Origin of the sequence: Romboutsia sp. 1001216sp1, assembly GCF_039841805.1 — a bacterium.
Lineage (GTDB): Bacteria > Bacillota > Clostridia > Peptostreptococcales > Peptostreptococcaceae > Romboutsia_C > Romboutsia_C hominis.
In genome coordinates, this window is record NZ_JBDPHA010000002.1 from 236,117 (window position 1) to 249,369 (window position 13,253).

Consider the following 13,253-nt stretch of genomic DNA (forward strand, 5'->3'; position numbering starts at 1 on the left):
TATATGTTATTAAATGAACAAAAATAACTAAAATGTCTATTTAATAACAATATGAAAATATATGATTATTGTAACTAGTTTATATATTATTTATACTTAGTATTATAGCATTAAGCAAACAAGGTGTCTATTTAATAACATTTAGTATTTAATAGTCCATATAGATAGGGGAGGTATAGATGTCATATATAAAAATAATAGATGAATACAAAATATATAAGGTTGGGGAAAATATTATTGTAGCAAATAATGGTATTAACTTTTCTATAGAAAAAGGAGAATTTGTTATTATTCTAGGTCCTAGTGGTGCTGGTAAAACAACTGTACTAAATATACTTGGGGGAATGGATACTTGTGATGAAGGTAAGATAATTATTGATAACGTTGATATATCCAAGTTTAATAAAAAACAGCTTACAAATTATAGAAGATATGATGTAGGATTTGTATTCCAGTTTTATAATTTAGTTCAAAATTTAACTGCAAAAGAAAATGTGGAACTTGCTACACAAATTTCAAAGAATGCTTTAGATGTTGATAAAACTCTTGAGTTAGTTGGGCTTGGTCACAGAAAAGATAATTTTCCATCTCAATTATCAGGGGGAGAACAGCAAAGAGTATCTATAGCAAGAGCTATAGCTAAAAATCCTAAGTTACTTCTATGTGATGAGCCAACTGGTGCTCTTGACTATAAAACAGGAAAACAGATTTTAAAAACATTACAAGATACATGTAAAAATACAGGAACAACAGTAATTGTTATAACTCATAATTCAGCTCTTTCACCAATTGCAGATAGAGTTATAAGTATTAAAGATGCAAAGGTTAGAAGTGTTAAAGTAAATGAAAATCCTGTTTCAGTTGAAAATATAGAGTGGTAGAGGATAGAAAATGAAAAATAGAGCATATAAAAAATCAATAACAAGAGAAATATTATCTTCAAAAGCAAGATTTATTTCTATATTAGCCATAATCTTTTTAGGAGTTGCCTTTTACTCTGGAATTAAATCAAGTGGACCAGACTTAAAAGAATCCATAAATGAATTTTTTAGCCAACAAAACTTAATGGATAGCAAGATAGTATCTAGTATAGGTCTTAATGAAAATGATTTAAAGTTACTTGAAAATAATGATAAAATTCTAGATTACTATGCAACACATAGTATAGATGTAAACTTAACTAATACAAATAATGTTGTTAAGTTTATGGAGTATAATCCAAATGATGCTAACAATATAAATAAACTTATTGTTACAGAAGGTAGATTACCTAAAAATAGTGGTGAGATATCTTTAGATGAAAATGCTTTAAAGGAAAATAAAAATCTAAAAATTGGTGATAAGTATACAATAGAATCGGATGAAGACTCAAATAATTATTTTAATAAGAGAACTTTTACGATTGTTGGATTTGTACAAAGTCCTATGTATATAGATAACATGTCTAGAGGAACAACTAATGTTGGAAAAGGAAGTGTAGATTACTTTGCAATATTAAATAGCTCTGATATATCAATGGATATGTATACTGAAATATATGTACGATTTAAAAATGTAGAAAAACTTGGTGCATATAGTGATGAGTACAAAGAAAAGATGGAAGAAAATAATAAATATCTTGAAGATTTATACTCAAATAGAGTTATAGAAAGAATTGAAGAAATAAAATTAAAGGCACGAAAAGAATTTGATAAAGCTTATAAAGAGATAGAAGATGGTGAAAGAAAGCTTGAAGATGCTCAAAGGGAAATAGAAAATGGGAAAATAAAGTTTCTTGATGGTAAAAAGCAATATGAACAATTTGTGAAAAAGTACCAGCAAGAAATTAAATATGGTGAAAGAAAATTAATTGAAGGTCAAAAACAATTAGATAATGGTCAAAGGGAACTTGATAAGCAAAAAGAGCAATTTTTAGAGGGTGAAAAACAGCTTAATACAGCTAAAATTGAACTTGATAAGGCAAAACAAGAATTTTTAAACCAAGGAATTGATCCTACACAAAGTACAATAAAGTATAAAGATCAAATAGATGGTTTAAATATGTTAATTACAACATATAATACACTTTCAAATGATATGAAAGAAAGTGCAAATAACCTTAATGAAGGTGAAAAAATTTCAAATGAAAAAATTCAGTATTGGAAGAGTATTATATTTAATCCTAGCTTGGGATTAAATGAATTAAGCAATTTAATAAATAGTTTAGAAAAAAATCCAACAAACACTTCTTTAGCTCTAAATATTTCAAAAGAAATAGAAAATGCTAGTAAAAGTTTAAGTGAAAATAAAGCTAATCTAGAAACCTTAGTAGCTAGAATAACTCAGTATCAACAAGGGGTAAGTGCCTATGAAGGAAAAGTTATTGAATTTAATGAAGGAAAGGTTCAACTTGAAAAAGCTCAAAAGCAATTAGATAATGGAAAAGAAGAGCTTAAAAAGGGGAAAGAAGATCTTGTAAAAGGTAAAAAACAAGGTCAGATAGAACTTGATAAGGCTAAAAAAGAGCTTGACAATTCAGAAAGAAAACTTTTTGATGGAGAAAAAGAAATCAAGGAAAATAGAGAAAAACTAATAGATGGACGAAAAGAGATAGATAAAGAAAAATTAAATGGTTTAGATGATAGTAAATATTATTTCTTTGATAGAAATGATAATCCTGGTTACTCAACTTACAAAGGTTCAATTGACAGTTTAGATAAAATAGCTTCAGTATTTCCTGTATTTTTCTTCTTAGTTGCAGCACTTATATGCTTAACTACAATGACGAGAATGGTAGAAGAAAACAGAGTAGAAATAGGAACACTAAAAGCCTTAGGATATAAAGATTTAGAAATATCTAGAAAATTTGTAGTTTATGCAGCATTAGCTAGTACTTTTGGATGTGTAATTGGTATAGTAGTTGGAAGTAGTATTCTTCCATACATAATTAATGAAGCATATTCATCTACATTTACTTTACCAAAGGTTAAAATAAACTATTATCCATCGTATATAATTCATTCTTTAGTAGCTTCAATACTTTGTACAGTAGGAGCATCATTAATTGTACTAAAAGAAGAATTAAGAGAAAATCCTTCTAATTTAATGAGAACAAAGGCACCTAAACTTGGTAAAAAGATATTGTTAGAAAGAATTACGCCTTTATGGAGTAGACTTAACTTCAATCAAAAGGTTACATTTAGAAATCTTTTTAGATATAAGCAAAGAATGTTAATGACAATACTTGGTATATCAGGATGTATGGCTATGCTTGTTGCAGGAATATCTCTTGAAAAATCTAATTCTTCATTTATGGACATTCAATTTGGTAAATTATTAAAGTATGATGCTATAGTAGTATTTAAGGATAAAAGTACTAAAAAAGAAGATTCACAATATGATAAAAGTTTAAATAACTTAAAAGGATATGAAAGTAGTTTAAATATTTATCAAGAGTCAGTCACTTTTAGTAAACCAGGTATAAGTAAGCAAGCTGCTACTATGTATGTACCACAAAATATAGATGAGTTAAATAAATATATATTATTAAATGATAGAGTAAGTAAAGCTAAGTATAAACTATCAGATGATGGAGTAATTATAAATGAAAAATTGGCGAAACTTTTAGGAGTATCTGTTGGTGATTATATGAATGTAACTGATTTGGATAATAATACTCATAAAGTTAGGGTTGATAATATAGTAGAAAATTATGCTGGTCATTATATATATTTATCACCATCATATTATAAAAAGATATTTAAAAGTGAACCAAGATATAATTCACAATTACTAAAGTTTAATTCAGATATAGAGGATGAAAGCAAAATAGCTACTACTCTTATGAAAAATGACAAGGTAGTAAATGTTACTCTTACTTCAAAGATAAGAAGCTTGAGTGAATCTGCTGATTTAGGATTAGTTATGATAGTAATAATAGTTGCTTCAGGAAGTTTAGCATTTGTTGTACTATACAACTTAATAAATATAAACGTATCTGAACGTATAAGAGAGATCTCTACAATAAAGGTACTAGGTTTTTATGATAATGAAGTTGCAATGTATATATTTAGAGAAAATATAATACTAACAATATTAGGAATACTTGCAGGCTCATTTTTGGGTAAAATTTTATATGTATTTTTAGTAAGTACAGCAGAGATGGATAATATGATGATGATACCAACTGTAGATATTAGTAGTTATGTAATCTCTGGTTTAATTACCATGTTTTTTGCCATATTAGTTATGGTGATGATGTATATAAAATTAAAAAATGTAAATATGATTGATGCACTAAAATCTGTAGAGTAAAATTTATATTAAAGGGAGTCGGAAATTTCGACTCCCTTTAATATTTAAGAATATGTTAAGTTACTCATAATATATTTTTATATTTATGGCTTTAATTATATACTATAACAGTCTTAAAGTTATTAACATATTATAACATTACGTTTGGTTTTATAATATATAGTCAAAAAGAGGTGGAATTAATATGATTGAAGGATTAACAGGACTTGTTATAACTAAAGCAGATAAAATTTATAATATTGTTCGTAGAAATGCAAATTTATATTTTAACTACTACCCAAAGGTAATTGTATATCCTAATAACATAACAGATGTAGTTAATGCAGTAAATTGGGCAAGAAAAAAAGGTATAAATATTCGCTGTAGAAGTGGTGGTCATAACTATGAATCTTTTTCTGTGGCAGATGATGCTGTTGTTATAGATGTTTCTAATTTACTTGATTTTGAAATAGATACTAATAAAGGTTATATAAGAATAGGATCAGGGTACACCCAAGAACAACTTTATTCTAAGCTTGAAGAATATGGATTTGCATTTGTTGGAGGAAGTTGTTCATCTATTGGTGTTTCGGGAGTTACACTAGGAGGAGGAGTTGGATATTTACAAAGAGAATATGGGCTAGCATGTGATAATTTAGTAGAAGCACAAATAGTAGATGCTTTTGGTAGGATAATAACTGCCAATTCACATGAAAATAAAGATTTATTTGCTGCATTAAGGGGGGCAGGAAGCAATAATTTTGGAGTGGTAGTGTCGCTTACCCTTAAAGTACACCCAAATGATAAAGTAACAGTAATGAATGCTATGTGGCCTAAAAATAGTAGATATGAAGTAATTCAAGCATTTCAAAAAGTAGGAGAAGATTTAGATAATAGGTATACAATTAAGGTTACTATGACTAAAGACACTATTTTACTATATGGAGTAGGAGTACGAAGTACAGAAAAAGAAATGGAAAAAGCTTTAAGCCTTTTATTAAAAGTTCCAAATAAAATAAATTATACAACAAAATATATTACTTTTAATGAATCTGTACAGAAACGCCCAGGTTTTGTGCCTACACCAACAGGATTTAAAATTACAGGATTATTAGCATATAAGTCATTGGGAAAAGAACCTTGCCAAATAATGTTTAACTATTTAGACAATTCACCGCCCATACAGCCACCTATAAACATTGGATTTCTTCTATTGGGAGGAAAGATTGCAGAAAATAAAGATTTACCTAGCGCATATCCTCATAGAGGTGCTAAGATATTAGTACAAATTGATGCTCAGTGGACTCTTAATTATAGTATGCATGCTAATGATACAATTAGATGGGTAAACAATTTAAGAAAATCTTTACTTCCATATGCAGGATTTGGATATCTCAACTATTGTGACATTAATATCTCTAATTACTTATATAGTTACTTTGGAAATAATGTGCCTTGGTTAAAAATTGTAAAAGAAAAATATGATCCATATAACTTATTTTATTACCCTCAAGGAATATGATATTTTATAAAAATACTTGAAATCACTATGTTTTAATATAGTGATTTCTTTTTTTACTCCTATACAATCATTAAGTTGCATTTACCCCCTACTTTTTAAAAGTATTTGCCATAGCAATTATAATCACTGTATGCATATTTGTAAAAAAGTGGTAGGGTTTATATTCAATAACAAAATACAAGTATGTAAATAATATGTAAATAATATGTAAATAATACTAAATAATATATACATATAGAAAGGAGATTAATACAAAAATATGAGTGAAACAATTAGAGAAAGATTAGAAGGTCGTGTAAGTTATCATGATTCAGTTGAGGAAATGTTAAAGAGAATACAAACTGACGGCCTTTCAAGTGTGTTTTCAAGATGGGAGCCGCAAGAAAAAATTAGATGTAAGTTTTGTCTTCAAGGTTTAAGTTGTCAATTATGTACACATGGTCCTTGTAGAATTAATGAAAAAACAGGAGTTGATAAAGGCGTTTGTGGTATCGGGGCAGATGCCATGGCTATGAGAAACTTCCTTATGAGAAATATAATGGGTGCAGCTACATATGGTCATCATGCATTTGAAGCTTTTAGAACACTTAGAGCTACTGGGGAAGGTAAATCTCCATTTAAAATAAAAGATGAAGCTAAGTTAAAATGGATGTGTGAAAAAGTAGGAATAGATGCTAATCAAGATATTAATAAACTTGCTATTGAGTTAGCTGATTTTCTTGATAAAGAAATGAAAGTAGGTCCTGATCAACCTAGTATAATGACAGAAGCTTTTGCTCCACAAAAAAGAAAACCAGTATGGAAAGAACTTCATATTTATCCTTCTGGTGTTCAACATGAAGTTGAAAACTCAATTGCAAGCTGTTTAACAAATGTGGATGGAGATTATGTATCACTTGCTACAAAAGGTCTTAGATTAGGATTATCTACTATATATACAGCACAAATAGGACTTGAAATGGTACAAGATATATTATTTGGAACACCTATGCCTCATGAAGTTAATGTTGACTTAGGTATAATGGATCCTGACTATGTAAATATAGTATTTAATGGACATCAACCTTGGGTAGGAGCACTTACAATAGAAAAACTTAGAAAAGGTGAATATAAAGATGAAGCTATAGCTGCTGGTGCTAAAGGTATTAGAGTAGTTGGCTCTATTGAAACCGGACAAGAGTTGCTACAAAGATATGAAGTAGACGATGTATTTGTTGGCCTTATGGGCAACTGGTTGGCTATAGAACCACTACTTGCAACAGGTACTGTAGATGCTATTGCTATGGACGAAAACTGTTCACCACCAGCTATAGATCAATATGCTGAAAAATATCAAGTAGCATTAGTTAGCATAAGTACAATAATAGGTGTGCCTGGTACAGAACATAAAATGCCATATTATCCAGAAAAGGCTAATGAGATGTCAGATAATTTAATTAAAATAGCAATAGAAAACTTTAAGAAAAGACATGGTAAAATTGAACCTATGGTACCTAAACATGTTACAAAAGCTATCGCAGGATTTTCAACAGAAGCTGTTTTAGGTGCCCTTGGGAACAAACTTGATCCATTAGTTGATGTAATTACAGAAGGTAAAATAAAAGGTGTTGTTGCGCTTGCAAACTGTTCTACATTGAGAAATGGTCCTCAAGACTGGAATACAGTTAATATAACAAAAGAATTAATAAAAAGAGATATATTAGTAGTTGCTGGAGGTTGTGGTAATCATGCTCTTGAAGTAGCAGGATTATGCAATTTAGATTCTGTAGAAAAATATGCAGGGGAAGGATTAAAGGAAATATGTAATATGCTTAAGATACCTCCTGTACTAAGTTTTGGTACTTGCACTGATACAGGTAGAATATCAATGCTTGTTACTGCTTTAGCAGATCACCTTGATGTTGATATTCCAGACCTTCCAATAGCAGTTACTGCTCCAGAGTGGATGGAACAAAAGGCTACTATAGATGGTATATTTGCAGTAGCATATGGAGCATATACACATTTATCTCCTACTCCATTTGTTACTGGTGCTCCTAATCTAGTAAAACTTCTTACAGAAGATGTTGAGAACCTAACAGGTGGTAAAGTAGCTTTAGGAGATGATCCAGTTGAAGCTGCAAAGGCTATAGAAGCTCATATAATAAGCAAAAGACAAAAACTTGGACTTAAATAATATTTTGTAAAAATGGTGTTTTTAATAAATAAGCTATATTTTAATACAGTGTTAAAAATATAGCTTATTTATTTTTATTGAATTAGTACATTTATTTATAGGATATTTTATCATAAGTAAGCATAATTATTAATATAATTTATATTGAATTAAATTTTATTTATAAATTAATAAATAGAGGTGGTGCTATATGTATCCAGTTTATAAAAGTATTGGGAAAAAGGAAAAATGCGAAAAAGTAAAAGTATTATTTCCACCACAGCATCAAGAGTGTCAGCCTGGATTAGAATATCTTATGGAACCAAGACCTATATCAGATAATCCATATTACAGAGGAAGTTGTAAATTACAAGGGAAAGTAGCAATTATTACTGGTGGAGATAGTGGAATCGGAAGAGCAGTAGCTTATGCATTTGCTAAAGAAGGAGCAGATATTGCTATTTCATATCTTTGTGAACATAAGGATGCAAATGAAACTAAAGCTTATATAGAAGGATTAGGTAGAAAATGTATATTAATACCTGGGGATTTAAGAGATGAAGAAATGTCTAATGTTGTTGTTGAAAAGACTCTAGAGTGCTTTGGGAAAATTGATATATTAGTCAATAATCATGGAGTACAGTTTATTCAAAATAGTATACTAGACATTACAGCTAAACAACTAGATGATACATTTAAAACTAATGTATATGCTTTTTTCTATATGACAAAAGCTGCACTTCCATATTTAAAAAAAGGTGCATCTATAATTAATACAACTTCTATTACAGCTTATAAAGGAGAGCCACTCCTTATAGATTATAGTGCAACTAAAGGGGCAGTACTAACATTTACTAGATCTCTTTCTCAGTCATTAATAAGTAAAGGCATAAGAGTAAATGGAGTAGCACCAGGACCTATTTGGACTCCTTTAATACCATCTTCTTTTTCAGCTGAACAAGTAGAAACTTTTGGCAGTGATACTAGTAAAGTTCCTATGAATAGAGCAGGCCAACCATTTGAAGTCGCTACTAGTTTTGTATTTTTAGCTAGTGATGATTCTAGTTATATGTCTGGTCAGATTTTACATCCTAATGGTGGAGCTATAGTTGGATCTTAACTTATAAATAATATATAAAAAACACTCATATTTAATAAATATGAGTGTTTTTTATATATTATGAATTTAATTGCTGTACTTCATTATAAAGAGATCCGACTTTATCTATTTCTGTCTGTGGTGCAGAGCATAAAGGATAGAATCCTTTTTTAATTAACCACCCAGATACTTCATAAGCATGATTACAAGCCATTGTAAAGGCATCTTTTAAGAACTCTCTTAATACTGGATTAGTTGCTTCCATTGAACTCCAAGCATATTCTCTACCAGCTCTTTTTAAAGTTAAAAGATACCCTGTAGCTATTTCTCTATCATTTAATTGCTGGATATCTGTTCTAGGTGTAACTGGTATTGGTTGTACAGGAGATGTAGTAAAGTCCTGCAAGTTTATTTTTAACTGAGGTACATTTAATTTTTCATTAGGTGCACTAGCTTCTTTAACAAATCTTACCTTAAGGTTATAATCCTGTATATGAACTGGGAATTGAGCTTCAACCATAGCTTTTAGTTCTGGATCTGTAATTTGGTTTTTATATAGTGCCATATTTGTTATACTATTTACACAACTTAAAATTAGTTCGTGTAAATTATGTAATTCTGCTGGTGTTAATTGCATAATACATTTCCTCCTAAGTAAATAAAATTTTCTACATTATTAATATTCCAAATTAAATAAAATTTTTACATGGTAAATACTTCTTAAGTAAAACTTTTTACAAATAAGTACAAGTAAGAATATAGTAGTATCAGAAATATTGAGAAAATCTGAATAAAACTCATAGAAATATTTAAATTGACTTTTTATAAAAAATATAATAAACTAAAAAAGTAATTAAATATTAAACTAAAAGAAACGACACATGTAGTGCATTGCACGTAAATCTGATTACGGTACAAAATTCTCATATGTGTCTTTTTTATTACAAAAAATAAAATACTGAAATAACTGACACATATGAAGCTTTCTACGTAATTTAGATTACGATATAAATGCTTATATGTGTCTTTTTATTGTTTAAGTATTAAAAAATATTTTATTAAAAGGAAGGAGCATATTATATGCCAACGACAAAATTACAAAAAATATTTTTCGCTTTTTTTACTGTAATGATAACAGTACCTTTATTTGTGTTTTACAACCTTGCAATTGAAATAGGAGGTATGTCTAATCAAGTATTTATAAAATCACTTAAGATAATTCCAGTTGAATTTGTATTTGCAATCATATTAGAAATACTTATAGCAGGTCCACTTTCAGAAAAAATAGCTTTTAGTATTGTAAATCCAAGAGAAGAAAAGCCATATATAATTACTACAGTAATGATATGTTCAACAATAGTATTAATGTGTCCGATGATGTCATTTGTAGCAGCATTTTTATTTCATGGTATAACTGTAGAATTTATTACACAATGGATGCAAAACATAGTAATTAATTTCCCATTTGCATTCTTTGCGCAACTATTCTTCATACAACCACTTGTAAGATTTATTTTTAGATGTGCTTTTAAGAATCAGTTAAATAAAGAAACGAACTATAATATAAGTGAAACAATTCAAAATTATTAAATATAACTAATTTATATTTTATTGGGGGAAAAAATCCGATTCGGGGGTTGGTAAAAACAAAAGAGTTAGATAAAAATATTTATTTATCATATTTTTATCTAACTCTTTTTTAGTTTTATTAATAAAGATTAAATTACTTATTTAGTTTTATATATTATAGTAATTTAATAAAAGAATATATTGTTTATTTTTATGTTATTACTCACAATTATACTATACATTGTTAAAATACATGATGAAGTATTTTAATGTGAATATAGGGAGATATTTTGAGCAAGCAATTCTCCAACTTGTTTTGCTATTTCATCTGTACTAAAATTTAATTCATCTAATATAAATGATTCTATAATTCCTAGTACAGCCATACTTAAAAATCTTACAAGTATTTCTGTATCTTTTTTATGAGTTATCTTATTTATTTTTTTACTTAGTTGGTTCATCATGAAATCTAGAAGCTGCTTTCTAAATGAAACAGTGCTTTTACTCGAAAACAAAGCCGAAAAGAAATCTTTATTTTGCTCAAAATAATTAAACCAAATAACCGTTCCTTCTATAAATCCTTTTTCTTTTTTTTGTGCACAAATTTCTTCTAATTCCTTTAATTGCTGATTGACGATTGTATCTAGTAAGTCATATTTATCTAAATAATGTAAATAAAATGTCTTTCTACTTATATCAGCTTGTTCAGTAATTTTTTTAACCGTGATTTCATCAAATCCATCTTTAATCAACATTGTTAAAAATGTAGACTGAATTAGTTTTTGTGATTTTATAATCCTTCTATCTATTTTACTATTCATATAAAAGACTCCTTTTATTTAGTATACACAATTTAAAAAATGTGTATTAATACACAAAAATATAAATCTGGTAATTGAAGTGATTCTATTTATAATATAGTATAAATATACACGAGAGTATTAAAACTCACAAGTGTATATTTTATAAATTAATAAAAGGTGGTAATAAATATGAAAATAAATAAGAAAAATGTAAAATTTAATGCACGTGGTTTACAAGTAGCAGGTATTTTAAATATACCTGAAAATGCTGAAGAAAAGAAACAAAATCCTGCAATTGTTTGTGTTCATCCAGGAAGTAGCTGTAAAGAACAAACTGCAGGTATCTACGCCCAAAAACTTGCTGAACTAGGATATGTAACTATTGTATTTGATGCATCATATCAAGGAGAAAGTGAAGGAGAACCTAGATATATCGAAGAACCAGCTGCAAGAGTTGAAGATATCCGCTCAGCAATAGATTATCTAACAACACTTGATTTTGTAGATGAAAATCGTATTGGTGTATTAGGAGTTTGTGCAGGAGGCGGTTATGCAGTAAATGCTGCTATGACAGAGAAAAGAATCAAAGCTGTTGGTACAGTAGTGGGTGCTAATATTGGCCGTGTATATCGTGAAAGTAGTGATCCTATAAAAACATTAGAAGCAATTTCTAAGCAACGTACTGCTGAAGCTCGTGGGACTGAAACAATGATTACAAATTGGATTCCTAAAAATCAAGAGGAAAGAGAACAAGCAGGTATTAATGATATAGATATTATAGAAGCTGTTGATTATTACACAACTTCAAGAGGTCAAAGTCCTAACTCTCCAAATAAGTTAAACTTTACTAGTGTAGCATCAGTGATAGCTTTTGATGCTTTTAATTTAGCAGAAAGTTTACTAACTCAACCTTTACAAATAATTGTTGGTGATGTACAAGGAGCATTTGGCTCATATAGAGATGGTCATGAACTTTATAATAAAGCAGCTTCAAAGAAAAAGGACTTATTCATTATTGAAGGTGTAAGTCACTATGATTTATACGACAAAGAAGAGCCAGTTAGAAAAGCTGTTGAAAAATTAGAAGCTTTTTATAAAGAAAATATCTAATCGAACATAGTATAAGAAGAATTATTAAAATAAGTAATAAATAGAAATTAAGTAAATGTCTTAAGGTAATTAATGAAAAGTTCTTAGTATACTAATCAATATAGCATTAGAGTTATTTAATAACAATTTTAATATTTTCACACCTTTACCTTATTCATTTTTGGAAGTAGTTTTTTGTTTTAGATAATTAGAATAAATAGAGATGAACCGTATCACAAGTAAGTGATACGGTTTTATTTTTAATATATAAAATTATAAAAATTATTGTCTCTAAGCATTTGGGCATGTTTACAATTAATTAAAAACTTCTTTAATTCAGTTAAGCATAAGAATAAAATAGCTCTATTCTCAAATTTCATTCTATATTAATAAATGAAAAACTAAAGGTATTTTTCAAATAAAAGTATATAAAATATACATCTGTAATTTACAGGTGCTTTTCATTTGTAATTTATTGTAAAAATTTAGGAAAAAGTATTGAATTAGGAAAAATAATATGCTAGTATACAAGTATATAAGGAAGGTGGAGGTACAATAAATGAAATTACCATTTAATATTGATTTAAATAATAAAGTAGCTGTAGTAACAGGTGGAACAGGAATACTTTGTGGGGCTATGGTTGAAGCTTTAGCTAAATGTGGAGCTAAAGTAGCTATACTTGCACTTGGAAAAGAAGCTTGTGAAGCTAAAGCTAAGGATATAGTAGATAATGGTGGATGTGC

The 13,253-nt window shown here is 28.5% G+C and carries 9 protein-coding genes and 1 pseudogene; 8 read left to right on the top strand and 2 right to left on the bottom strand.

Annotated features, from left to right (window positions below):
• Positions 1–179: 179 nt before the first annotated feature.
• The 5 genes from ABHC41_RS04285 to ABHC41_RS04305 all read left to right on the top strand — a co-directional run bounded on the left by ABHC41_RS04285 (position 180) and on the right by ABHC41_RS04305 (position 9,069).
• The gene (locus ABHC41_RS04285) at positions 180–881 is read left to right on the top strand and encodes an ABC transporter ATP-binding protein (RefSeq protein ID WP_271893552.1); all 702 of its coding nucleotides are present in this window, start codon (positions 180–182) and stop codon (positions 879–881) included.
• A gap of 10 nt (positions 882–891) precedes the next feature.
• Positions 892–4,293 (top strand): FtsX-like permease family protein, encoded by a 3,402-nt coding sequence (locus tag ABHC41_RS04290; protein WP_271893554.1) that lies wholly within the window; start codon positions 892–894, stop codon positions 4,291–4,293.
• Between the two features lie 184 nt (positions 4,294–4,477).
• Positions 4,478–5,794: an FAD-binding oxidoreductase gene (locus tag ABHC41_RS04295; RefSeq protein ID WP_166505527.1), complete on the top strand. Its 1,317-nt coding sequence runs from the start codon at positions 4,478–4,480 to the stop codon at positions 5,792–5,794.
• A 259-nt stretch (positions 5,795–6,053) separates the two neighbouring features.
• On the top strand, positions 6,054–7,970 hold the full coding sequence (gene cooS, locus ABHC41_RS04300; RefSeq protein WP_195581531.1) for an anaerobic carbon-monoxide dehydrogenase catalytic subunit: 1,917 nt from the start codon (positions 6,054–6,056) through the stop codon (positions 7,968–7,970).
• Between the two features lie 190 nt (positions 7,971–8,160).
• Positions 8,161–9,069 (top strand): SDR family oxidoreductase, encoded by a 909-nt coding sequence (locus ABHC41_RS04305; protein WP_092925547.1) that lies wholly within the window; start codon positions 8,161–8,163, stop codon positions 9,067–9,069.
• 58 nt (positions 9,070–9,127) lie between these two features.
• Here the strand turns inward: ABHC41_RS04305 and ABHC41_RS04310 are convergent, their stop codons facing one another.
• Entirely contained in the window at positions 9,128–9,685 is a 558-nt protein-coding gene (locus tag ABHC41_RS04310; RefSeq protein WP_092925549.1) for a spore coat protein, read from the bottom strand.
• A 443-nt stretch (positions 9,686–10,128) separates the two neighbouring features.
• On the opposite strand from ABHC41_RS04310, the gene ABHC41_RS04315 reads away from it, so the two are divergent.
• On the top strand, positions 10,129–10,638 hold the full coding sequence (locus ABHC41_RS04315; RefSeq protein WP_195238120.1) for a DUF2798 domain-containing protein: 510 nt from the start codon (positions 10,129–10,131) through the stop codon (positions 10,636–10,638).
• Positions 10,639–10,883: 245 nt separating this feature from the next.
• Here ABHC41_RS04315 and ABHC41_RS04320 read toward each other — a convergent pair whose 3' ends face one another.
• Positions 10,884–11,438, bottom strand: a complete 555-nt coding sequence (locus ABHC41_RS04320) for a TetR/AcrR family transcriptional regulator C-terminal domain-containing protein (protein WP_092925553.1) — start codon at positions 11,436–11,438, stop codon at positions 10,884–10,886.
• Positions 11,439–11,609: 171 nt separating this feature from the next.
• On the opposite strand from ABHC41_RS04320, the gene ABHC41_RS04325 reads away from it, so the two are divergent.
• Both ABHC41_RS04325 and ABHC41_RS04330 read left to right on the top strand, forming a co-directional pair.
• The gene (locus tag ABHC41_RS04325; protein WP_092925555.1) at positions 11,610–12,530 is read left to right on the top strand and encodes an alpha/beta hydrolase; all 921 of its coding nucleotides are present in this window, start codon (positions 11,610–11,612) and stop codon (positions 12,528–12,530) included.
• A 538-nt stretch (positions 12,531–13,068) separates the two neighbouring features.
• Positions 13,069–13,253 (top strand): annotated as a pseudogene (locus ABHC41_RS04330) (D-mannonate oxidoreductase); the annotation flags it as partial.